Annotated in this window: 19 protein-coding genes; 12 read left to right on the top strand and 7 right to left on the bottom strand. The window is 71.5% G+C overall.

From position 1 onward, the window contains the following. Nucleotides 1–21 precede the first annotated feature (21 nt). Nucleotides 22–1,746 (top strand): HEXXH motif domain-containing protein, encoded by a 1,725-nt coding sequence (locus QBL25_RS03585; protein ID WP_409055490.1) that lies wholly within the window; start codon nucleotides 22–24, stop codon nucleotides 1,744–1,746. A 21-nt stretch (nucleotides 1,747–1,767) separates the two neighbouring features. Here the strand turns inward: QBL25_RS03585 and fxsT are convergent, their stop codons facing one another. The 4 genes from fxsT to QBL25_RS03565 are packed head-to-tail and all read right to left on the bottom strand — an operon-like array spanning nucleotide 1,768 to nucleotide 9,280. Next, nucleotides 1,768–5,655 (bottom strand): FxSxx-COOH system tetratricopeptide repeat protein, encoded by a 3,888-nt coding sequence (gene fxsT / locus QBL25_RS03580; RefSeq protein WP_409055489.1) that lies wholly within the window; start codon nucleotides 5,653–5,655, stop codon nucleotides 1,768–1,770. Then, complete coding sequence (locus QBL25_RS03575) at nucleotides 5,652–6,668, bottom strand: MoxR family ATPase (protein ID WP_409055488.1); 1,017 nt, start codon at nucleotides 6,666–6,668, stop codon at nucleotides 5,652–5,654. Before QBL25_RS03575 ends, fxsT begins: the two co-directional genes overlap by 4 nt. Next, on the bottom strand, nucleotides 6,665–8,935 hold the full coding sequence (locus tag QBL25_RS03570; RefSeq protein ID WP_409055487.1) for a hypothetical protein: 2,271 nt from the start codon (nucleotides 8,933–8,935) through the stop codon (nucleotides 6,665–6,667). Before QBL25_RS03570 ends, QBL25_RS03575 begins: the two co-directional genes overlap by 4 nt. 24 nt (nucleotides 8,936–8,959) lie before the next feature. Beyond that, nucleotides 8,960–9,280, bottom strand: a complete 321-nt coding sequence (locus QBL25_RS03565; protein WP_409055486.1) for a trypco2 family protein — start codon at nucleotides 9,278–9,280, stop codon at nucleotides 8,960–8,962. A 305-nt stretch (nucleotides 9,281–9,585) separates the two neighbouring features. Between QBL25_RS03565 and QBL25_RS03560 the strand changes: the two genes are divergently transcribed. The 4 genes from QBL25_RS03560 to QBL25_RS03545 all read left to right on the top strand — a co-directional run bounded on the left by QBL25_RS03560 (nucleotide 9,586) and on the right by QBL25_RS03545 (nucleotide 13,557). Beyond that, a complete protein-coding gene (locus tag QBL25_RS03560) occupies nucleotides 9,586–10,713 on the top strand; it encodes an NAD(P)/FAD-dependent oxidoreductase (protein WP_409055485.1) in 1,128 nt (375 codons plus the stop codon). A 187-nt stretch (nucleotides 10,714–10,900) separates the two neighbouring features. Further along, entirely contained in the window at nucleotides 10,901–11,329 is a 429-nt protein-coding gene (locus QBL25_RS03555; RefSeq protein ID WP_409062536.1) for a DUF6010 family protein, read from the top strand. Between the two features lie 135 nt (nucleotides 11,330–11,464). Then, complete coding sequence (mgtE, locus tag QBL25_RS03550; RefSeq protein WP_409055484.1) at nucleotides 11,465–12,832, top strand: magnesium transporter; 1,368 nt, start codon at nucleotides 11,465–11,467, stop codon at nucleotides 12,830–12,832. 278 nt (nucleotides 12,833–13,110) lie between these two features. Continuing rightward, nucleotides 13,111–13,557, top strand: a complete 447-nt coding sequence (locus tag QBL25_RS03545; protein ID WP_409055483.1) for a hypothetical protein — start codon at nucleotides 13,111–13,113, stop codon at nucleotides 13,555–13,557. A 97-nt stretch (nucleotides 13,558–13,654) separates the two neighbouring features. On the opposite strand, the gene QBL25_RS03540 is transcribed toward QBL25_RS03545, so the two are convergent. Together QBL25_RS03540 and QBL25_RS03535 are read right to left on the bottom strand one after the other, a co-directional pair. After that, nucleotides 13,655–14,545 carry an SAM-dependent methyltransferase gene (locus tag QBL25_RS03540; protein ID WP_409055482.1) on the bottom strand — a complete coding sequence of 297 codons (891 nt, stop codon included), beginning with the start codon at nucleotides 14,543–14,545 and terminating at the stop codon, nucleotides 13,655–13,657. Between the two features lie 271 nt (nucleotides 14,546–14,816). Then, complete coding sequence (locus QBL25_RS03535; protein ID WP_409055481.1) at nucleotides 14,817–15,107, bottom strand: hypothetical protein; 291 nt, start codon at nucleotides 15,105–15,107, stop codon at nucleotides 14,817–14,819. Nucleotides 15,108–15,290: 183 nt separating this feature from the next. Here QBL25_RS03535 and QBL25_RS03530 point away from each other — a divergent pair, with 183 nt between their 5' ends. After that, nucleotides 15,291–16,700, top strand: coding sequence for a PepSY-associated TM helix domain-containing protein (locus QBL25_RS03530; protein WP_409055480.1), 1,410 nt, complete (start codon nucleotides 15,291–15,293; stop codon nucleotides 16,698–16,700). Between the two features lie 6 nt (nucleotides 16,701–16,706). Here the strand turns inward: QBL25_RS03530 and QBL25_RS03525 are convergent, their stop codons facing one another. Continuing rightward, complete coding sequence (locus QBL25_RS03525; protein WP_409055479.1) at nucleotides 16,707–17,066, bottom strand: ArsR/SmtB family transcription factor; 360 nt, start codon at nucleotides 17,064–17,066, stop codon at nucleotides 16,707–16,709. A gap of 66 nt (nucleotides 17,067–17,132) precedes the next feature. Between QBL25_RS03525 and QBL25_RS03520 the strand changes: the two genes are divergently transcribed. The 6 genes from QBL25_RS03520 to QBL25_RS03495 all read left to right on the top strand — a co-directional run bounded on the left by QBL25_RS03520 (nucleotide 17,133) and on the right by QBL25_RS03495 (nucleotide 22,194). Next, complete coding sequence (locus QBL25_RS03520) at nucleotides 17,133–18,290, top strand: cation diffusion facilitator family transporter (protein WP_409055478.1); 1,158 nt, start codon at nucleotides 17,133–17,135, stop codon at nucleotides 18,288–18,290. A gap of 134 nt (nucleotides 18,291–18,424) precedes the next feature. Then, the gene (locus tag QBL25_RS03515) at nucleotides 18,425–18,838 is read left to right on the top strand and encodes a hypothetical protein (RefSeq protein WP_409055477.1); all 414 of its coding nucleotides are present in this window, start codon (nucleotides 18,425–18,427) and stop codon (nucleotides 18,836–18,838) included. Nucleotides 18,839–18,994: 156 nt separating this feature from the next. Next, nucleotides 18,995–19,660 (top strand): DUF3105 domain-containing protein, encoded by a 666-nt coding sequence (locus QBL25_RS03510; RefSeq protein ID WP_409055476.1) that lies wholly within the window; start codon nucleotides 18,995–18,997, stop codon nucleotides 19,658–19,660. An 84-nt stretch (nucleotides 19,661–19,744) separates the two neighbouring features. Further along, nucleotides 19,745–20,497, top strand: a complete 753-nt coding sequence (locus tag QBL25_RS03505) for a hypothetical protein (RefSeq protein ID WP_409055475.1) — start codon at nucleotides 19,745–19,747, stop codon at nucleotides 20,495–20,497. A gap of 52 nt (nucleotides 20,498–20,549) precedes the next feature. Next, on the top strand, nucleotides 20,550–21,458 hold the full coding sequence (locus QBL25_RS03500) for a DNA-binding protein (protein WP_409055474.1): 909 nt from the start codon (nucleotides 20,550–20,552) through the stop codon (nucleotides 21,456–21,458). A gap of 10 nt (nucleotides 21,459–21,468) precedes the next feature. Continuing rightward, nucleotides 21,469–22,194, top strand: coding sequence for a tyrosine-protein phosphatase (locus tag QBL25_RS03495; protein ID WP_409055473.1), 726 nt, complete (start codon nucleotides 21,469–21,471; stop codon nucleotides 22,192–22,194).

Genomic DNA, 22,194 nt, shown 5'->3' with positions numbered 1-22,194 from the left:
CGGCAGGAACCTGGAGCTGTCATGCACGTGGACGCACAACCGCTGCAACCGCATCGGGTGGGCCGTGAGCCGTACCGCGATCTGCTGGCGGGGGCTTGCGGACCGGAGGCCGTGGATGCGCTGTGTGCTGCCGAGCGCAGTTGGCGGTTGCTTCTCCTGCGCGCGCTCATCGATGCCGCGGCTGATGTCCCCATGGCGCTGCTGCCGTCGCTGAACGACGGCTGGCAGTTGCTGAACCGTGCCTGGGAGGCCGATCCTGAGCCGGTGGAGCGTCTGCTCCTCTATCCCACCGTGGGCACATGGGCCGCTCACGCCTTGCGGCGTGTGCGCGGCACAGAGGTGGGCGAGTCCCCGCTGTGGGTGGAGCTGGGCCAGCTGCACACGGTGGCGGCCTCCGCCGCAGTCCTCGCCGGGCTGGAATTCCGCACCACCGTGCCGGTGCGGGACGGGTGGGTGGTCCTCCCGATGCTGGGCGGCGCCAAGATGCCGACCGTTGGTGGCCGTTGGGGCAACGTCCAGGTGACCGCAGAGGCAGGATCGGTGCGGATCGGTGCGGTGCACCAGGGCGGTCCGGACTGGTCGCCTCTGCGGGAGTTGAGCGGCGAGGGATGCTCGGCCGTCCTGGACGACCTGGACCCCTACCGTGCGCTGCGCACCCCGCAGCCGCCGCAGCCGCTGGACACGACCGGCCGGTATGCCGCCCTCTTCGAGGAGGCCTGGCAGCTGCTGCACGCGGAGGATCCCGAAACGGCCCGGGCCGTGGCGAAGGGCCTGAGGTCGGTGGTTCCCCGTCCGCGGGCGGAGCCGTACCGCCCGCACAGCGCGTCGTCGGGCGACGCGTTCGGGGCGGTGGTGGCTTCGGAGCCCGACGACGCGGAACAGTTCGCGTCGACCCTGGTGCACGAGTTCCAGCACAACAAACTCGGTGCCTTCATGCACCTGTTCACGCTCTACCGCGAGGGCGGCACCGAGCGCTTCTACGCACCGTGGCGTGATGATCCACGGCCTCTTGGAGGGCTCCTGCAGGGGGTGTACGCCTTCTTCGGCGTCACTCGCTTCTACCGGCGGCGGCAGACTCCGCTGGGCGCATTCGAATTCGCGTTGTGGCGCGCACAGACGCTCAGGGCCTTGCGCGGCATCCGTGGGGCACACCGGCTCACCGCTCTGGGCCGGGAGTTGGTCGACGCACTGACCGAAGGTCTCACCCCCTGGCAGGACGAGCCGCTCAGCCCCGAAGCGCTGGACGCGGCCCGGTGCGCCGCCGCCGACCATTACGCGTCGTGGCGGGCCCACCACGTGCAAGCCGATCCGGACGCGGTCACTCGTGCTGCCAGGGCCTACGAAGGCGACCGTCCGATCACGCTGCCGCAGGGCGCCGACGTCATTGTGCCGGGCGCTCCGCAGCGAGGTCTCGACACGCGCGCCGTCCTCCTGCGCCGCCTGCTCGTCGACCCCGAGGCCCTGCGTGCGCTGCGCCGGGCGCCGGAGGCGGTGGTGGAAGGAGCTCGCCCGGAGGACGTGGCTCTCGTCACCGGTGACACCGACTGGGCCCGTCTGCGTTTCGAGACCCGCGTACACGAAGACGGAGCTCCCGAGGCGTGGGTCGGTCTCGGCCTTGCCCTGCGGGCCGTACACCACCCGGCGGCGGACGTTCTGCTGACCCGTCCCGAGTTCGTGCGGGCGGTGCACGCGGAGCTTGGCGGCGACGTCGATCCGGTGGGGCTTGCGTCCCGCTTCCGCTCCTGAGCCGCCGGACCCGACCGTCCGTTACAGCGGCAGCGGATCGATGTAGCAGTTGGCGCGCGTGCGGTTGGTCAGGTTCGTGGTCGCCGGATGTGTGGCACCCAGTTGGGTCCGCAACTCGCCCAGAACCGTGCTGAGCAGGTCATCGCACTCCTCGTGCCGCCCCACCGCGTCGAGGTCCAACGCCCGGTTCGCGGCGGCGCTGAGCGTGGAGGGGTGTGTCGGCCCCAGCACTTCGGCGCATCGCTCCAGGGTCGCCGTGCCCAGGGCCAGCGCCTCCTCGTACCGCTCGAGCGCCGCCAGATCGCTGGCCAGATTGGTCGCGACGACCAGCGTCAGCGGGTGCCGCTCGCCCAGCTTCCCGGCGAGCGCGGCATGGGCGCGCAGGTCCACCTCGTACGCCTCTTGCAGGCGTCCGTCCAGGCGCAGAGTGATGGCGAGATTGGCTTCCGCGGAGACCGTGTGCGGATGCTGTGAACCAAAGATGCGCTGGTAGCGGTGACAGCACGCGTCGGCCAGCTCCCTGGCCCGCTCCAGCTGTCCGTCGTGTCGGAGGTCGACCGACAGACTGAGCGAGGCGGCGATCGTGTCCGGGTGCTCCTGGCCGAACGCGAACCGGCCGACGGTGACGCCCAGCACTTCTTCCGAGATCTCGAGCGCCGCCCGGTGGTCACCCGCCTTGCGGCGCGCCACCGCCAGGACACGTTTGGCGTGCAGGGCGGCCGGGCTCTCCGCCTGGGACTGCCGCTGGTATTGGGCCACCACCTCCTCCTGCCGATCGCGGGCGTAGGCATAACGGCCCAGTTCGCGCTCGTCGATGGTCAGACCGACCCGGGTGAGCAGCGTCAGTTCGTGATCGGTGCCCAAGAGAGCCTGCTTCAGCTCCCAGGTGGTGCAGTCCAACTCGTAGGCGTCCTGGAAGCGGCCGACGAGCCGCAGGCAGACGGCAAGGTTGTGGGCGGCGTTCATGGTGGCCGGATCGTCCGCACCGAAAGCGGCCGTCGCCCGGTCATACACCTGCTGGGTGAGCGCCAGGGCTTCGTCGAAGTCGCCCGTGACCCGCAGGTCGGCCGCGACGGCCCCCATGGCGTCCAGATGGCTCTCCCGGGGCTCGGCCACCGGGACACGGGGCGGAAGCTGCGCGGACTCGTACGCCGCCAGCGTCACCCTGTTGATCTCCGCCGCCTCCTTGTAGCGCCCCATGCTGAACAGGGTCCAGCCCAGCCAGAAGGCCAGCGTGAGGGTCTTCTCGTCCTCGGGACCGAAGAGCTCGCGGGCCGCCGCGTACGCCTCCTGGGTGAAGCGCTGCGCGCTTTCGTGGTCGCCCCAGCGCTGGAGATACTTGGCGATGTCGACCACGAGGTTGTGCACCCACGGATCCGTGGAGTGGACGGCGTCGGCGGCCACGGCGTGCGGATACAGCATGGAGTAGCGGGCCCATGTCGCGGTGGACTCCGGATTGCGGGGGTCGGCCGAGGCGAGGAGCACCTGCGCGCCGCGCTTCATCTGCTCCTGCTGCAGCGGCGTCATGCGGTTGACCAGTACGGCCTGGACGAGCCGATGTATCTGGAGGGAGTTGGTGCGCAGGTCGACCCGTGCCAGCGAGTACCGCTTGATCTCCCGGACGGCCCGGCTGAGGCGCAGCGGATCCGCAAGTGCCGCGTCCAGCTGCGGGGCGATGGAGCCGCGGTGCACATTGGAGAACAGATCGCGTGGAATCGCCTCCGGAGCCAAGTAGGCACAGACCTGCAGGAGTTGGATGGCCTCGGGGTTGGTCTGCTCGACGTGGTCGAGAGAGACGTTCCAGGCGGTGGCGATGGACTGCTGATAGGCGTACGGCGCGGACTCGAAGAGCAGCTCGCTGCGCTTCTCCTTGAAGAGCCGCAGGTACTCCTGGACCGGCATCCCTGTCTCGGCGCGCCAGGCCGCGGCCTGCTCTATGGCAAGCGGGAGGTCCCCCAGGGCGTGGGCGAGCTCATCGGCGTCCTCCTCGGTGAGCTCCGGGCCGCGTTTGTTGAGCAGCCTGATGCTCTCGCCGCGTTCGAAGACGTCCACCTCGAGGCAGCGTGCCACATTGTCCCAGTGCGGATTGCGCGAGGTGATCAGGACGGTGCCGAGGCGGGAGTTGGGCAGGAAGGGCGCCAGCGTCTCGGCGCTCTCGGCGTTGTCGAAGACGAGCAGCCAGCGGCTGTACGGATCTCCGCGGCGCAGGGCATCGAGGACGGCCGACACCGTGACGCTGGCCTCGGAACCCTGGCTGATGCCCAGGCGCGAAGCCAGCTGCGCCAGTCCGTTGATGATGCCGGAGGCGCGTTCGCTCGATATCCAGCAGATGAGGTCGTACGAACTCTGGTGTACGTAGACGTACTCGAGGGCCAGCTGGGACTTGCCGATGCCGCCAAGGCCGTACATGGCCTCGGGCAGTACGGCTGCCGTTCCGCCGCTGTCCAAGCGTTCCGCGAGCTCTCCGAGCAGCCGCTCGCGGCCCGTGAAGTTCGGGTTCCGCGGGGGCACGTTCTCCCACACGGCCGGTGATGACGGGGCGTGCCGTGGGGGAACATGCGGATGCTGCGGTGGATCTCCCGTCGGAACAGGTGTGCTGGTCATGGATCCTCCCCCTCGGGCGCCGACGTCCGTCGACGTGATGGTGGATGCCCGGTCGATGTGCCGTGCCAGCGCCTGTCCCAGGAGCCGGGCGCGCTCTTGGAAGGGGCCCGCGAGCGCGCGCAGGGCGAGTTGCTCGATGCGGAGAAGACGTGCGTTGTCCGCGCGGACCACGGGAAGCGGCGCAGTCGTCGGTGCGGTGACCACCGCGGTGTAGTAGCCGGCCCCCGGAACCGGCCGGACTTGGGCGGCCGACGCCGCGTCCAGTTCGTCGAGTGCGAGCAGCACGCGCTGCGTGTCCGCACGCCGCGCCCCGTCGAGCAGAAGTTCCCGGCTCCCGTCGTCCATGTCGAAGCCGCCCCTGCCCGGCACGGGAACGAGCAGGCCGAACGCCCTCAACTCGGCCAGATCGGCGGGCCCTGCGCCCGGCGCGAACCGGTCTCGCAGCCTGTGGATCACCGGGAGCGTCAGGGGCGCGGCGGCCAGCAGCGCCGCGAGTGCTGCCCCGGCCGCCGAGCAGCCGGCCCGGTAGGCGGCCACTTTCTCGGCGGCGTACGCCGCCGTCCGGTTGCCGTACGCCGACCCGGGTGCGTCCGGCGACGGAATCACGCAGGCCGGCAGCTCCGTCCAGCCCTCGGCGTCGCCCGTGAGCCATCGCGACCAGCGTGCAAGCCATCGGCCGCGCAAGGGCAGCAGCGGCATCGGAAGGGTCCCGTGGGGCAGCGCGGTGTCGTGCGGAGCCAGGGCGTTGTCGCCGACGAGGATGCCGAGGGGGGCGCGGCCGGGGGCTGCCCAGGCGGAAGCCGGGAAGCGGATGCGTCGGGCGGGCAGTCCGGAACGTGACCAGAGACGCTGCGGCAGCAGATGGATGCAGGCCACCGGATGCCTTCGCGCCCAGTGGGCCAGGGTGGCGGAGGCGGTGCCGTCCCACCAGGCCGGGCCGAGTGCGTCCGTGACGACAAGGATCAGCCGATTGCTGCTCCCGGCCGCAAAGCGGTCGGGTTCACGACCGGCCACGAGCTCGCCGTGCCACGCGAACTCCGCTACACGCAGGCCTCGTTGCCGTCGCAGCGTGGTGCGCAGTCGGGAGATCACCGGGTCCCACAGAACCATGCCTGGCGCCGCGTCGAGGACCAGGCTGACGTGACGTCCGCCGTCCGCGTGGCCCAAACGGTGCAGGCTCCGCGCGACGAGCGTCCAGTCCGGGTTATCTCCGCCGGCGGTACCGGTCGGGGACCCGGCCGCGGAGCTGAGCGGGTGGCCCAGGAGTGCGCTGTCGAGCCGGTCCAGGAGACGGCGGTCGCTCATGGTGCTCCTGGCGCCTGGCCTCGCAGCAGATCGAGCAGGCGAGCCGCGACGGAGTCCGGGCTCTCCTCGGGCGGCCAGGGGCCGGCGGCGGCGAACGCGACCGCGTCCAGAGCGTGGGCCACGCTCAGTTGGCCCAGCGCGCGGGGATCAGCGGCCCAGGCGTCAGCCAGCTCCGCGACCAAGGCCAGTAGACGCGGGTCGGCGTCCTCGGTGATCCCGGCCCGGCTCTTCACCGTCGCCATGAGTTCTGCCGCCGTCGGCAGCGGATGCTCCCAGTGCAGACAGTCGGCCAGGAACTCGGCCGGGAAGCTTGTGTCCCGCCCCGCGGTGATGACCGTGACCGGTGGTTCGTGGCAGGCGACGACTCCACCAGACACCGGTGCCGTCACACCCGGGTCGTCCGTTCTGACGGTGGCCGGATCGTCCGCCGCCAGCTCCGGAACGTCGAAGCCGCCGCGCCGCAGCACGGCGCTCAGCTCGACGGGCAGATCGAAGTCGCCTCGGTCCAGACCCTCGACGAGCAGGACGCGGGGGCGGCCGTACGGCAGCAGTGCCGTACCCAGGGGGCCGAGCCGCACATTGGTCACGCCCTCCGCCGGGCGCGCCGCGTACAAGGCGTCTTGGAGCGTCGACGACCCGGTCACCGTCCAATGCAGGACCCGTCCGAGACCCAGCTCCCGGGCGACACGGAAGGCCACCGTGGCTCGGCCGACCCCGGGCGGGCCCGTGATCAGCAGAGGCCGGCGCAAGGACAGTGCCGCGTTCACCGCGACCGTCTCGCCGGTTGCGGTCGCCATGCCCAGCGCCGCTCGCGCCGTCGTCCCGAGCCGGCGCTCGGCCTCGGCGACGTCGTCCGGCGGCGGCTCCAGGTCCGGTCCTCCCGTGTACGTGCGCCAAGGAGGGGGAGCCGGCAGCACGGGGGCGGCCGTGCCGTGCGGCAGTCCTGTGCCGCGATACGGGCCCGGGGCGGCGTGCGTGCGGGCGGTGGGCCTGGCACTGGGTGGCGAGTTCACGAAGCCGCTCCGTATATGAGCTCGGGTAACCCGTCCGGTGTGTCGTAGATGATGACGATCCGCTGGTGCCAGCCGATGGTCCATGGCGCGACGGCACCGACGTCCTGGCCATCATCCCGACCGTGCTCTCGTACGTCGAGCCCTCCCTCGGTCATGATGCGCGAGAACAGCACCGAGAAGTCGGGCTGCGCACGCTCGTCGTGCCGCCACATCACCAGTGGCACCCCGTGCCGGAGGGCTTTGGTGACGTCCCTGCGCCCTTCGGCGGAGCTGGGTTTGTGGGCGAGCACCAGACCGGCCACCGGCTCCTCGCCGTCGAACTCCCGTCCGTCCTCGCTGAGCGCCCGCACGAGCTGGAGCAGACGTCCTGCCTCCGGCTGCCCGCTGAGGGGCCGCCAGCGCTCTCGCCAGGTGCGGCACCAGGGGGGATGTCGCATCCGGTCGCGGCTGTGGACGATCACGGGGAAGGACACCGCGAACTCCGGCAGCGCGCCGCGCCGTATCAGGGTGTCCGGGTGGTCGATGAGATCGAGCGGCAGCACGTACTCGACCTCGATGCGCTCTCTGGGCACGCCGTGGTCCCGTCTCAGTCGCTCCCTGGCCAGGTCGACGCGTGCCAGCAGATCGGCGAGGCGGATGCTCCGTTCGGTGTGCGGCAGCGGCAGGCGCAGCCAGGTACCAGGGAGCGGCCGACAGTGAAAGTAGAAGGAAACGGCCCAGTCGTCCGGGTCATTCCCGGGGTCGGGCTCCAGCTCTACCAGCAGTTTCGCGGAAGTGGCAGGTTGCACCGGGGTTTTGACCAGGCTGCTGCGCAGGGCGTCGACCTGCTCCTGGTAGGTGGCGGGCCGCGGCGCGGGCGATCCTTGGCCGAGCGGCTGCCACTCCGATTCCGTGCGCGGGCCGCCACCCTGGCGGGCGGATTCCAGACGCAGCGCCCAGGCGCGGCTGTAGGCCTGAATTTCCCCGGCTGTCTCACCGCCGACCGCGCTGGCGACGAGTTCGAGGAAGTGCACGGCCGGGGGCAGACCCTCTGAGGGCATATTGGTGCCCGCGAGATGGGCGAACGCTTTCCACAATCCGTCGCAGTGGGCGGGCATTCCCTCGCTCCGGCTCCTGGTCGCGCGTGCGAAGAGGGCGGAAACCGGCACTCCGTTCAGATCCGACTCGTACAAGCGGGCGAGAGCGGACCGTAATCGGACCCACCCCTCGGCTCCGATCTGGCGCAGCGCCTCCATTTCGTCCGCTCGGAAGCGCAGCCCGGCCGCGACGGTCCGGTCGCCCGGATACCGCTCTTCGTAAGCCGCCACCAGCTCGCTCATTCCGGTGGGGCCCGCGGCGCACCGGTCGATGAGGAGGGGCAGCAGGTAATCCGAAGAGAGGCAGGCCCTCTCCGCGTCCTCAGCCGCATCCGGGAACAGCCGCCGCAGCAGCGCGAGCCGGGGAGCGTATTCACTCAGGGACGGTGACCTCTCCAGTTGAGCGCGGACTTCGGCCAGGATGCGACGCCTGTGGTGCGGTTCGCTGAAGCCGCCCGTGTACTCGGACAGGCGCAGGCGGCAGTCGATGTCGTCCAACAGCGCCTCGACCGGCAGCACGGTGAGTCTTCTGCGGCTGCTGACGTCGCTGTGCAGAACGACCCCGACCAGCGTGCGCCGCTGATCGATGAGAACCGCTGCGCCCGAGATGCCGCCCCAGTCGGCGCCGGATTCGGGGCAGTCCTCCTCGGCCATGTACAGAGCCATCAGTTCAGACCGCGCGAGATTGGCGGGCCTGATCCTGCCGCCACCCTGAAAGGGATTGTGGGCGTGCTGAACTTCGTAGTTGAAGCTGGGAAAGCCGAAGATCTGGAACTCGGTGATATCGGCTTCCACGAGACCGAGGTGGGGTTTGGTGGCCGGCTTCGGCGGTGCCCAGCCAGACCCGGTCACCACCAGGAGAGCGGCGTCCACCGGGGAAGCGGGGCCGAGATCGAGGCTCGTGCCCCAGCCGGACAGGTGCGCCAGGCCGGTGGTACGGGTCCGGGACGGGAGCGGGAGGCCGCTCCAGATGACCTCGCAGGGGTGCCAGGGCAGATGAGCGGCGTGCATGCCTTGTCGCACTTCCACGACGAGTCCGCCCCCTGCCGTCGTCCGGTCCGCGGGCGCTTCAGGTACCAGGAGATGGGCGGCGGTCACGATGAGATCCGCGTCGATGACCCAGCCCGAGCCGTAGCCGATCTGGCGACCCCGGACGTCCCGCACGCTGATCTCCACCAGCCGGTCCGGCACGAGGCGTGCGGAGCCGACCATGCATCACTCTCCGGTGCCGGCCGCCGTATGCCCCGGGGAACCGGGCGGTGGGGCGTTCCGGGGGCGGTCGAACCGGTCGCCGACATTGAGGATGCCGCGTGGTTTCAGCGAGACGACGAGCCGGGTCCCCGTGCGCTTCACGCCGATACGCCCGCGTTTTGCCGTCACGTACCAGGAGACCCCGCCCTCCACGGTGTCGCTCTGTTCGGCCTGGACGTCCAGTTCGACGCTGATGCCGTCGACCGAGAATCCGATGGCCTTGCCGATGCCCTGCTCTTGTGCGGCGGTCAAGTCCTGACGCAGCGACTCGATCGCTTCGGTCAACGTCAGTCGCCGTGATTCACGTGCCACTCGGTCCCCCCGATGCATGCGCGCCGACTTCTGCGCACGGAAAGAGTGCCACTCGGCGTCGCGCCGTGCGCCCTGTTCCTGTGTACGCAGCCCGAAATCGTCCTACCCGTTTGGCAACTGCCCGACACTGTATGGGAGTTGGGGCCTTCTCAAAGTGAAGCCCTTTCCGGTCACGGAATCCGGACCACATGAACCGCCGGGTGATCGGTGCAGCCGAAGAGTTGCTGAAGCGGCAAGTTGGCTTGCCGGTCTGCTGGGTCCGGGCGCACGGTGTCGTCATGACCGATACAGAGACTGAGACGAACAGCCGGACGGATTCCCGGACGGGCTCCCGCGCGCACCCCGCGACGACCGCCGCGGCCGACGGGCGAGACGTCGTGGACGTGGTGGTGGTCGGGGGCGGCGCGGCCGGTCTGTCGGCGGCGCTGACCCTGTCCAGGGCCAGGCGCTCCGTGCTGGTGGTGGACTCCGGTGAACCGCGCAACGCACCCGCCGACGGCGTGCACGGCTTCCTCTCCCGCGAAGGCCTCGCGCCGGGCGAACTGCTGCGGATCGGCCGGGAGGAGGTCGCCGGGTACGGCGGGCGCGTCGTGGCGGACCGGGTGACGGAGATCCGGCGGGACGGCGAGGCCTTCGTCGTGCGGACCGCCGGCGGGCGCAGCCAGGTTGCGCGCCGGTTGCTGGTGACGACGGGGCTCGTCGACGGGCTGCCCGAGGTCCCCGGCGTACGCGAGCGGTGGGGGCGTGACGTCCTGCACTGCCCCTACTGCCATGGCTGGGAGGTGCGTGACGAGCCGATCGGCGTCCTGGCGACCAGCCCGATGGCGGTGCACCAGGCGCTGCTGTTCCGTCAGTGGTCGCCGGACGTGACCCTGTTCCTGCACACGGCGGGGGAGTTGACCGAGGAGCAGTGGGAGCAGCTCGCCGCCCGTGGCATCGCCGTCGTCGACGGTGTGGTGGCCGGTCTCGACGTGGCGGAGGACCGGCTCGTCGGCGTACGGCTGGACACCGGCAGGCGCGTCCCGGTGCGGGCTCTCGCCGTGGCGCCGCGGTTCGAGGCGCGCGCGGCGATGTTCGAGGGCCTGGGTCTGAGGAGCGTCGAGCACCCCATGGGCGTGGGGAGTCACGTGGAGTCGGACGCGACCGGGTACACGGGTGTCCCGGGGGTGTGGGCCGCGGGCAACGTCACCGATCTCATGGCCGGAGTCATGCTCTCCGCGGCCAGTGGCATGACGGCGGCGATCGCCCTCAACGGAGATCTCGTGGCGGCCGACACCGCGGCCGCGGTGGCCGCCCGGCGTGCCCCGGAGCCTTTCGGAGCGGCCGCCGAGGCGGCCAACTGCGAGCGTGTACTGGGGGAACGGAGGCACGGGATCGAGTCCGTCCTGGCCGCGCAGCAGGGGTGACGCGGAGAACCCCGGGCCGGCTGAGGGGGCGTGCGGGAGGGCGTCGTCGGGCACAACGCCGGTGGCGCTATCCCGTCGCAGACTGTCATTAATGCCACTGGGAGGCACGAGCGGCCCCGGATACCTTCGGCGGTGATCCCGGCGAGGACCGGGCGCGCGGCACCACCGAAGGAACTCCATGCAGGTCATCCCGTACGTCGCACCGATCCTGATCGGCGTCCTCTACGCCCTCGCGATGTCCCTGATCCGCGCACCGCACCGGCGCCGCTTCAACGCGATCATGCTGGCCGGTGCGGGCGCCGCCTATCTCAGCGGCGGCGGGCTGGGCGGCTGGGAGTTCCTCTTCACCGCGGCCGTCACCTACTGCGCGTACCGCGGTCTGGAGTCCTGGACCTTCATCGGCATCGGCTGGCTGCTGCACACCGGATGGGACCTGGTGCACCACGTCAAGGGCAACCCGATCATCCCCTTCGCCCACGACTCGTCACTGGGGTGTGCGATCTGCGATCCCGTCATCGCGCTCTGGTGCCTGCGCGGCGGCCCCTCGCTCATCGCCCTCGTCCGCGGCGGCCGACGCGCGGGCGCACCGCGCGGGCAGACCGTGCGGGCGCGGTGACGCGGGGGCGGTGACCGGCGGCTTTCACGAGGTGCGGCGCAGGCGCGTTCACCGGGCCCATGTAGCCTTCGTCGGCGCGCTCTTCCCCCGGGTGCACCGTGTCGTGTCTCATCGCTGCGCCGAGGACCTTGCCTCATGCCTCAGACGAACCTGCCCGAAGAACTGCGCCCGGAGCCCTCGGAATCGCTTCAGGACATACTCAAGTCCCACGAACTGCACGCCGCTCTGGAGTGGTTGGAGACCAACCCGCCCCACGTGATAGCCGACGAACTCGGCCGCATGGACGCCGACGACGCGGGCAAGGCCTTCCGGCTCCTCGACAAGGACCGGGCGCTGACCGTCTTCGAGGAACTGGAGCCGGTCGACCAGCAGCAGATCCTGGAAGGGCTGCGCGAGCGCACCTTCCGGGAACTCGTCGAGGGCATGGACCCCGACGACCGGGCGCGGATGCTGCGCGAGGCCCCCGCCGACGTCGCCGAGCGGGTGCTCGCCGGACTGAGCACGAACGAACGGCGGATGACCTCCGCACTGTTGGACTACCCCGAGGGCTCCGTCGGCCGCTACATGACCCCCGAAGTCGTGGCGCTCGCCCAGGACCTCACCGTCCAGCAGGCGTTGGAGGTCGTCCGGGAGGAGGGCGCGCGGGCCGAGACGGTCTACACCCTGCCCGTCGTGGACGAGGGCCGGCGCCTGGCCGGGATCGCCGAGCTGCGCGAGCTGGTGCTCAGCCCGCCGCAGACGCTGATCTCCACGCTGGTCGTCACCGAGCCGGTGTCCGTCTACGCCACCGACACCGCCGAGCGGGCCGCCCGGCTGATGCGGGAGACCAACGACCTGAACCTGCCGGTCGTCGACGCCGAGAACCGGCTCGTCGGCCTGCTCACCATCGACGACGCGCTCGAAGTCATCGAGGCCGCCGACTCCGAGGACGTGGCGCGGCAGTCGGGCGCCGCCCCCTGGGCCGGGCACTACATGGCCGCGACGGTGTGGCAGCTCGCGCGCTACCGGGCGCTGTGGCTCAGTCTGTTGCTCGTCGCGGCGACCCTGACGGTCAGCGTGACCCAGTCCTTCGAGGGCACCCTGGAGAAGGCCGCGCAGCTCGCCATCTTCATCCCGATGCTCATCGGCGCGGGCGGCAACGCGGGCGCCCAGGCCGCCACCTCGTGCGTACGCGCCCTGGCCGTCGGCGAGGTACGGGGCTCGGACCTGCTGAAGGTCATCTGGCGGGAGTTCCGGGTGGGCCTGGTCCTCGGCTCGCTCCTCGCGGTCCTCGGCGTGGCGGTGGGCACGCTGTTCGTCAGCGCGAAGATCGCCGTGGTGGTCGGCATCACGCTGGTGGTCATCTGCGGCTGGGCGGCGACCATCGGCGGCACGATGCCGATCCTCGCCAAGCGGCTGCGGATCGACCCGGCGGTGGTGTCGGCGCCGATGGTCACCACGCTCGTCGACGCGACCGGTTTGATCATCTACTTCATGACGGCGAAGGCCGTGCTCGGCATCTGAGACTCCCGTGACGAGAGGACATCCGGGGCTCCCGTGAGGAGAGCGAATGCCCCCGACAAGGCTCCCGAGCGGGAAGCCCGAGGAGGGCGGCGTCATGCCGAAGGCAACCCGGGCGACCGTGGGGGCAGTTGCGGCGCTGTGACCGTTTTTAGCGGATTCCGTTACGCGCTCTCCGGGTGATCGCAATGTCGGGTGCATACGTTTATGTTCCTCATTGTGCGACTCGTCGCACGACGAGGCTCGCGTACCGACCGACACACAAGGGGATCTCTGCCGCCATGCGAAACAACCGCCGCAGCCTTCTGCGCACCACCGCCGTCTCCGCTCTCGTCGGGTCGGTCCTGCTGATTCCCGCCACTGCCGCGCTCGCCGCCGGGTCGGACCCGGAGCCCCAGCCGGCGCCCGCCGCACCGACCGCGCCCACCGCACCCACGGCTGCCGTCGCGCCCGCCGCGGCCACGCTCACCGCGAAGGCGTCCGTCTCCCACGTCCGCGCCTGGCAGGAGTTCCGCATCACCGGCAAGGCCACCGGGCTGAAGGCCGGCAGCAAGATCACCTTGCAGCAGAAGCAGCACGGGACGTGGAAGGCCCTGCCGGCCAGTACGGTCACCAACGCGTCCGGGAGTTACGGCCTGCGCGTCAAGCTGGGCCTCAAGGGCAAGAACGAACTGCGGGTGGCCGGCGGAGCCGCCGTCTCGCCCGTGGTCACGGTGACCGTGAGCTGACGCGCGCATCCACCGCCGGACGCGACCCGCTGCGCCCCGGCTTCCTGACCCGCTGACCCGCTGAGGGCCGGCGGGTCGCGTCTTGCCGGGCGCCGCCTCAGGCCTCGGGGGCGCGCACCATGAGCAGGTAGTACTCCATGTGGTCCCGGCAGAAGCTGCGGTAGGGAGCCATCAGCGGATCGGTGTGGGCCAGGGCCTCCTTGCCGAACCGCTCCTCGATCTCGCCGCGCCGGTCCTCGTAGAGCACGCACATGAGCTCGCCGCACAGCGCCGAGTTCGCGGTCATGTCGCGTACGGACTCCACGTGGAAGCCCGCCTGTTGGAGCTCGCCGACGAGCGTGGCGAAGGGGGTGAGCGGGGGACAGGACCACATCTGCGTGAAGGCCGCCACCTCCTCGGCGCTGGGGCTTGTGCGCAGGGCGAACTCCGTGAAGAGGAACCGCCCGCCCGGACGCAGCACCCGCAGGGCTTCGCGCAGTCCCGCGAGGCGGTCCGAGAGATGGGGGATGCAGTCGATGGACCACGCGGCGTCGAAAGCGTGGTCCGCGAAGTCCAGTCGCATGGCGTTGCCGTAGGCGAAGTTCACCCGCTCGGCGAGGCCTTGGGGCGCGTTCGGCGCGGTGAGGCGTTCCTGGCAGCGGGCGAGCTGGCTCTTGCTGACGTTGATGCCGGTGACGCGGGCGCCCGTGCGCTCGGCGAGGCGGACGGCCGGACCGCCGGTGCCGCAGCCGATGTCGAGGAGGTGTTCGTGGGGCGCCAGGTCGATGGTGTCGACGAGGAAATCGGTCTGCCGGTCCTGGGCCAGGTCGGCCAACGCGACCAGATCGGCCACGGGCGGGTGCTGCCCGTGCGGTGCGTACATGCCGATGTGGAGGGCGGTCGAGCCGAGCGTCATGGCGAGCATCTCGCCGAACTGGTCGTACATCGCCCCGATTTCTTCCGGGGTGGGGGCCGTCGTGCCGCGTGCGCCGAGGTCGTCCATGGTCATGGTGCATCCCTTTCAGCGACGGGGTCCGGTCAAGGAATCGCGCTCAAGAAGACGTGAACGGCGCGTACGGGGTACGCGCCGGACCTTGGGACGCTAGCACCGGCCGGGGCGCGCGGTGGAGCCCGGAAACCGCCAAGCACCGGACGCCTGCATCGGGCGCCAAGCACCGGACGCCAAGCGCCGGGCCTCGCCCATCTTGCCCCGACTGCCGGGCCCCGACCGGCGAGCGCCTGAGCCGCCCGGCGCTCCGGCGACCGGCGACCGAGCGCGGTCACTCGTGCTCGGCGTGCCCCCGCGCGTCGGCGGAACTCTCGGCGGCGGCGTGCGCGTCGACCTGCCGCTCCACCTCGCGCGCCTCGTCGGTCAGCATCCGCAGCCTGGCCTCGGCCTGGTCGGCGCGGGCCTGGAGGCGGGCGGTGTCGTCGGCGATGACCTGGCAGGCCAGATCCATCGCGGCGTCCACGTCCTCGGCGGAGCCGCGCTCGGCCAGCTCCTCCAGTGCGCTCTTGACCGCGGAGATGCCGCCGCGGGTGTGGATGTCGTTCCAGAACTCATAGTCCATCCGGGCAGTTTGCCGGATCGGACACCGCGGAGCGAACCGCGCCGACGCACCACGACCCGAACTGCTGTGACTCAGGTCACACGGCTGGCGGAGATCGCCGGGAACTCTTCCGCCCCGCCGGCCGACTCCTGCACCGGCCCGACACGGCCGATCCGCGCCACCTTTCACCCAGGAGAGCAGCTCATGTCCGCCGAATCCACACTTCTGGCCCCGGATGACGGGCCGGAGACCCAGGAGGCGCAGCCCTCCGCAGGACGGTCCGGATGGGCGTCGCTGCGTCCGCTGGTGCTGCGCCTGCACTTCTACGCCGGGGTGCTCATCGCACCCTTCCTGCTGGTCGCCGCCACCACGGGGCTCCTGTACGCCTGCTCGTACCAGGCCGAGAAGATCGTGTACTCCCACGAACTGCGCGTGCCGGTGGGCGAGAACACGACGGAACTGCCGATATCGAAACAGGTGGCCGCCGCCCGCAAGGCGCACCCCGAGGGCACGGTCAGCGCCGTGCGGCCCTCGCCCGAGGAGGGTGCGACCACCCGCGTGATGCTCTCCGGGGCCCCGGGCGTGGACGCCGACCACACGCTCGCCGTGTTCGTGAACCCCTACAACGGCGAGGTGCGGGGCGCGCTGGAGCAGTACGGCTCCTCCGGCGCCCTGCCGCTGCGCACCTGGATCGACGAACTCCACCGCGATCTGCACCTGGGCGAGACCGGCCGCCTCTACAGCGAACTCGCCGCCAGCTGGCTGTGGGTGATCGCGGGCGGCGGTCTGGTGCTGTGGTTCGCGCGGCGGCGCTCCCAGCGCAAGCTGCGCGGGACCAGCGGCCGGCGGCGCACGCTCTCGCTGCACGGTTCGGTGGGCGTGTGGGCCGCCGCCGGATTCATCTTCCTTTCGGCGACGGGACTTACCTGGTCGGCGTATGCCGGAGCGAGCGTCGGCGACCTGCGCTCGGCCATCGGGCAGACCACGCCGGAGCTGACGGCGAGCGCCTCGGGCGGCGAGCACGCGGGTCACGGCGGATCGGGTGCGGGCGGCGGCGCCGGGGAGGGCGGGGTGGGCCTCGACGCCGTCCTGAAGGCGGCCCGCGGCGAAGGGCTCTCCCACCCCGTGGAGGTCGTGCCGCCGGCCGACGCGTCGTCCGCGTACGTCGTCCGGCAGATCCAGCGCAGCTGGCCTGAGAAACAGGACTCCGTCGCCGTCGATCCCGCGAGCGGTGAAGTCACCGAAGTGCTGCGGTTCGCCGACTACCCCGTGCTCGCCAAGCTGACCCGCTGGGGCATCGACGCGCACACCGGCACGCTGTTCGGGCTCGCCAACCAGATCGCCCTCGTGGCGCTCGCCCTCTGCCTGATCCTGATGATCGTGTGGGGATACCGCATGTGGTGGCAGCGCGGACGCGGCAGTTCCTTCGGCCGGCCGCTGCCGCGCGGGGCGTGGCAGCACGTTCCGGCATACGTCCTGGTCCCGCTGATGGCGGCGATCGCCGCGCTCGGCTACTTCGTGCCGCTGCTCGGTATCCCGCTGGCGGCGTTCCTCGCCGTGGACATCCTGCTGGGCGAGATCGCCTATCGGCGGGGCAAGCGCAGTTACGCCTGAGGCCGTTCAGTCGTGGGTGTCCGCGCCGCTGAGGTGGTGGTCGGCGAGGTTCAGGACCTCGTCGACCACGCGGCGCAGATGTCCGTCGGGCGGGCCGTAGACCATCCGCCGCCCTTCCTTGCGCACGGACACGAGCCCGGCGAGGCGCAGTTTGGCCAGGTGCTGGCTGACCGCCGGACGCGCGGCGCCGCACGCCGCGGTCAGCGTCATGACGTCGGCCTCGCCCTTGCCGAGCGTGTGCAGCAGGGCGAGGCGGGTGCGGTCGGCGAGGAGGCCGAGGACCTCGGCCGCGTGCGTGTAGTGCTCGGCGCCCGGATCTTGCGGGTGCGCATCGTGCGCAGATGATAGGTGCATGCGTGCGCTCATACGCACATAATGGGTGCGGGCGCCCGGCGGTGTCCACTCTCCGTCCCGCGTCGGAAGGCCGTACTCGTGAGTGAACAGCACGGACACCCCCACCCTTCGCCCGAGCACGAGCACGAGCACGAGCATCAGCACGACGCCGGCCATGGTCCCGCGTACCAGCACGGCCATGGCCCCGCACACCCCCACGCGCACGGTCACGGTCACGGTCGTGGTCATGAGGCCGGTGGTGGCGGCCGGTTGGCCCGGTGGCGGCACACGGCAGAGCACCTGGTGAAGCCCCACTCGCACGAGACCGCCGACAAGGTCGACCCGGCGCTGGAATCCTCCGCGCGCGGCATGCGCGCCCTGTGGATCTCGCTGGCCGTGCTCGGCGTGACGGCCGCGGCCCAGGCGGTGATCGTGGTCCTCACCGGTTCCGTCGCCCTGCTGGGCGACACCGTGCACAACGCGGCGGACGCGCTGACCGCGATCCCCCTCGGCATCGCGTTCGTGCTCGGCCGACGCGCCGCCACCCGCCGCTTCACCTACGGCTACGGCCGCGCCGAGGACCTCGCGGGCATCGTCATCCTCCTGACGATCGCCGCGTCGGCGGCCTTCGCGGCCTGGGCGGCGGTCGACAGGCTGCTCCATCCGCGCACCCTGGAGCACCTCTGGGTGGTGGCCGCCGCCGCTGTCATCGGCTTCGTCGGCAACGAATGGGTCGCCCGCTACCGCATCCGCGTCGGCCGCGAGATCGGCTCGGCCGCCCTGGTGGCCGACGGGCTGCACGCCCGGACGGACGGATTCACCTCGCTCGCCGTCCTGTTGAGCGCGGGCGGCGCCGCCCTGGGCTGGCGGCTGGCCGACCCCGTCGTGGGCCTGCTCATCACCGGCGCGATCCTGCTGGTCCTGCGGGACGCGGCGCGCGAGGTCTTCCGCCGGGTGATGGACGCCGTGGACCCGGCCCTGGTCGACGCGGCGGAGGCGGCGCTCCTGACGGTTCCCGGCGTACGGGGCGTCGGCGAGCTGCGCCTTCGCTGGATCGGGCACCGGCTGCGCGCCGAGGTGGCGGTCGTGGTGGACGGCGAGTTGACCGTACGGGAGGCGCACGAGGTCGCGGTGGACGCGGAGCACGCCCTGCTGCACGCGGTGCCGAAGCTGACCGCGGCGCTGGTGCACGCCGACCCGGCGGTCGTGCCCGGAGCACCGGACCCGCACAAGGTCCTCGCGCACCACGGGGTATGAGAGAGGCGTCCGCCCGATTCACCGTCGGGGCTCGCGGCGCTCCGGCCCCGAGCGCCTCAGGCTCCAGGGCCTGAGCCCCCGAGCCCCGAGCCCCCTGGGCCCCGCCGGCCCGGCAGCGGCTACTATCTGCGGCCATGGCGTCAGACCTGCGGGACACGGTGTGCGGAGAGCGGCGGACCGCCGCGCGCTGCGCCGTGTTCGGGATCGGGCTCGCCACCCTGCTCGCGGTCCTGTGCGTGTGCTTCGGCTCCGCGGCCCACCACGACGAGCCGGGCACCCGCGACGTGATCTCCTCGTCCGCCGTGGCTGCCGCCGACGCGTCGCCCGCCGGAGAATCCTCCCTGGGCCACAGCTGCCCGCCCCGGGACGCCTGCGCTGCGGCCACGCACGCGACGGCGATCGCGCTCCCGGCGCCGGAACCGTCGATGCCGACGACGCTGGGGGAGGGGGGACTGCCCGCGACCCTGGCCGCGCCCCATCCCGTACCGCAGGCGCCCGTTCACCGGTACGCCCCCGATCTCCACGTCCTTCAGGTGCAGCGGACCTAGGCCCCACCCGCGCGTCGCCGAACCCGTCCCGTCCGCGTCCGTCCTCCGGCACGGACCCGCGGGCGTGGTCCCGGTGCGCGCGCGTGCCCTCACCTCACTCCGCCACCATCACCACCGCCGTGCCCCGACACGGCGGGGACAAGGACATCCCCGGACATGGGTACCTCCAAGACCGGCAACAAGGCCGCGACCTCGGCCGCCCGCAAGGCCCGCATACAGGAACTGCGCCGCGCCGAGCAGGCACGCGACCGCCGCCACCGCGTCATCGCCATCACCGCGGGCGTGGCCGTACTCGCCGGCGTCGCCGGATTCGGCTCGTACGTCCTGCTCGACGCGTCGGAGAAGAAGGACAAAGAGGAAGCTGCCGCGCAGGCCCCCGTCAAGGGCGAGAAGACGTGGGACGCGAAGAAGCTCGGGCGCAACCACGTCACGAAGAAGGTCGACTACCCGATGACCCCGGCCGTGGGCGGCGACCACAGCCAGGCGTGGGCCAACTGCCAGGGCGATGTGTACGACAAGCCGCTGGGCGAGGAGAACGCGGTCCACTCGCTGGAGCACGGCGCCGTCTGGATCACGTACAACGACAAGGCGGCGAGCGGCGACATCAAGACGCTGAGCCAGAAGGTCCGCACGACGCCGTACACGCTGATGAGCCCGGTCAAGGAGCAGAAGGGCGCCCTCACGCTCACCGCCTGGGGCCGTCAGCTCACCGTGGACAAGGCGTCCGACCCGCGAGTCGAGCAGTTCCTGGGCAAGTACGTCCAGGGAGAGCAGACTCCCGAGCCCGGCGCGGCCTGCACGGGCGGGGTCGGACCGGCGTGAGCCCGCGCGGGCGGGTCCCACCGGCGTGAGGCCGAGCCGTCCGGCCGGGTGCCATCGCGGGGCGGTACGCCTACTCTCGGGGGTGTGCTGAACATCGTCGACGATCTGGCCGGGTTCGGACCGCTGCGCGTGTGCGCCCACGCGCCATCGGCCGACGACCCGGACGACCCGACCGGTCTGCGCGTGCTCCTCGTCGCGGATGTGCTGGCCCGCGTCGTCGAGCTGCGCGGCCGGACCGTGCTCATCGGGTGGACCTGCCCACCGGCGGCGTCGGCCGACGCCGCCGGTATCCGTCCGGCCGACGCCCACGGCACGGTCGACGAGATCACCGAAGCCCTCGGCGGCCCGCCGACGGTGCACCTCACCAGCCGCACGTACGAGGGCACGGGCGGTCTGTCGCTCCACGTCGGCGAAGCCATTGGTACGGAAGGCGCTGCCCGCGAAGCCGACCGGGAGGCGACGGACCCGGATGCCGGCCGGGACGCGCTGGCCCTGCGGCTGCTCCTGCTGGGCAGCCCGCACCACGAACCCGTCGACGTCTCCGCGGAGGCGGTCGAGGCGGCCGGTGAGAGGCTGGCCAACTGGCGCAAGTCCGTGGCCGCGTGGGCGGACGAGCCGTCCAAGGCGATGCCCGCCGCCTTCGTCGAAGGGGCCCGCGACGCCCTGGAGAACGGCCTCGACACTCCGGCGGTGCTGCGGCTCCTCGCCGATCTGGAGGCAGCCGTGGACGTGCCGAGCGGTGCCAAGTTCGAGACGTTCGCCCACCTGGACCGCGTCCTGGCCCTGGAAATCGTCCGCGACGTGGGCCGGTCACAGGCCACCGAGGTGTATCGCTGACGGTGCGGTGGGGGCATGCGTGCTCTGCGGTGACGTCGGGCGGTGCGGCTCCGTGGTGACATCGGTGGAGGCGGCTCTGCGTACCGTCGAGCGCCTCGTGGCGGTGGACGCCACGTCGGGCGCGATCACCGCGATGCCTGCCGTGAGGGAGGCGATGCGCCACATCCCCGAACCGTCCGCCGATCCCGGGAGCCTCCGCGCCCTAAGCGGCGAACACCTGGCGGCCCTCGCCGAGTTGTGTGAGGTCGTCGGATGGATCCTCTTCGACGCGGGCTTCTGCCGTGAGGCGCACCGGATGAACGCACGGGCGCTGGCCTTGGCGGAGCTGTGCGGTGACCGCTGGACGGCCCGCTTCGTCCTCTTGAACGACAGCATGCTCCAGGCCCACACGGGAGCGCCCCGCGCGGCCCTGGAAGCCACCGACCGCGTGCACGGGACGCGGGCGCTGCCGGCCAGGGTCAGCAGCCTCGTCCTGATCCGCCGGGCGCACGCCATCGCCCTGCTCGGCGGGCAGCGCGAGCCGATGGAGCTGATGGACCGCGCCCGGAGCCGCTTCCTCGACGGCGTCTCGCGCCACGATCCGCCCTGGGCCTGGTGGATCGACGCGACCGAACTGCTCGGCCACCGGGGCTGGGTCCTGGCCAGGCTGGGCCGGTGGAACCAGGCGATCCCCCTCCTGCACGAGGCGGCCACCGCGCCCGGCCCTTCCTACCGGAACCTGTTCACCGCGCAGCTCCTGTCGGCCCTGGCGCGAGCGGGAGCCTGGCGGGAGGCGCAGGACCTCATCGCCGAACTCGCTCCCGGCGCGGCCCGCATCGGGTCCGCGCGGACAATCCAGACACTCGCGAGGACGGCATCCCGTCTGGAGAGGCGGGCCAGCACCCCGGCCGGCGTGCGGGACGCCGCGGTCTTCCTCCGCGCTTGCCTGCCGGCACCGGATCCCGGGAACCCCACACCGTAAGATCCCGCAGGTGAGACGACACATGGACTTCGAGCGGCTGCACAACTTCCGTGATCTGGGCGGCTATCGGACAGCGGAGGGCCGTACGGTGCGCTGGGGCCGCCTGTACCGTTCGGACTCGCTCGGCAAGCTGGAGGGCGCCGACTGGGACCGCTTCCTGTCCCTGGGGATCCGCACGGTGATCGATCTGCGCTATCCGTGGGAGATCGAGGCCAAGGGGCGCGTGCCCGAGGCGGAGGGCCTCACGTACGTCAACCTCAGCGTGGAGCACCGCCCTTACGACCAGGCGGAGATCGACCCCGGCCTCGACCCCTGGCGCTACCTCGCCGACCGGTACGCGGAGGTCGCTCTCGACGGCGCGGAGGAACTGCACCAGGCCCTGGAGGTCATCGCCTCCGGCAGCGACCCCCAGGTCTTCCACTGTGCCTCGGGCAAGGACCGCACCGGGCTGCTCGCCGCGCTCGTCCTCTCGCTCCTCGGAGTGGACGAAGACACCATCGCCGCGGACTTCGCCCTGACCGAACTGGCCACGGACCGGCTGATCGCGGACTGGAAAGCGGCCCACCCGGACCGGCCCTTGAACTGGCCCGGTTACGGCCGGGCACCCGAAGAGATCATGCGCCTGTTCCTGGCCGACCTGACCGCCACGTACGGCTCGACGCGCGACTACGCGGTCAAGCAGCTCGGCGTGGACGACGCCCTGATCGACCGGCTGCGTACGCACCTGCTGGACTGA

The sequence above is a fragment of the Streptomyces sp. SYP-A7185 genome (assembly GCF_046103685.1).
Lineage (GTDB): Bacteria > Actinomycetota > Actinomycetes > Streptomycetales > Streptomycetaceae > Streptomyces.
Note: the sequence above shows the minus strand (reverse complement) of the source record. Positions and strands in the feature narration are given on the sequence as shown.

Excerpts from the sequence above, each read along its gene's own strand:
- QBL25_RS03585 (WP_409055490.1), top strand. The coding sequence starts at position 22 with ATGCACGTGGACGCACAACCGCTGCAACCGCATCGGGTGGGCCGTGAG.
- fxsT (WP_409055489.1), bottom strand. The coding sequence starts at position 5,655 with ATGAGCGACCGCCGTCTCCTGGACCGGCTCGACAGCGCACTCCTGGGC.
- QBL25_RS03560 (WP_409055485.1), top strand. The coding sequence starts at position 9,586 with ATGACCGATACAGAGACTGAGACGAACAGCCGGACGGATTCCCGGACG.
- mgtE (WP_409055484.1), top strand. The coding sequence starts at position 11,465 with ATGCCTCAGACGAACCTGCCCGAAGAACTGCGCCCGGAGCCCTCGGAA.
- QBL25_RS03545 (WP_409055483.1), top strand. The coding sequence starts at position 13,111 with ATGCGAAACAACCGCCGCAGCCTTCTGCGCACCACCGCCGTCTCCGCT.
- QBL25_RS03540 (WP_409055482.1), bottom strand. The coding sequence starts at position 14,545 with ATGACCATGGACGACCTCGGCGCACGCGGCACGACGGCCCCCACCCCG.
- QBL25_RS03535 (WP_409055481.1), bottom strand. The coding sequence starts at position 15,107 with ATGGACTATGAGTTCTGGAACGACATCCACACCCGCGGCGGCATCTCC.
- QBL25_RS03530 (WP_409055480.1), top strand. The coding sequence starts at position 15,291 with ATGTCCGCCGAATCCACACTTCTGGCCCCGGATGACGGGCCGGAGACC.
- QBL25_RS03525 (WP_409055479.1), bottom strand. The coding sequence starts at position 17,066 with ATGAGCGCACGCATGCACCTATCATCTGCGCACGATGCGCACCCGCAA.
- QBL25_RS03515 (WP_409055477.1), top strand. The coding sequence starts at position 18,425 with ATGGCGTCAGACCTGCGGGACACGGTGTGCGGAGAGCGGCGGACCGCC.
- QBL25_RS03510 (WP_409055476.1), top strand. The coding sequence starts at position 18,995 with ATGGGTACCTCCAAGACCGGCAACAAGGCCGCGACCTCGGCCGCCCGC.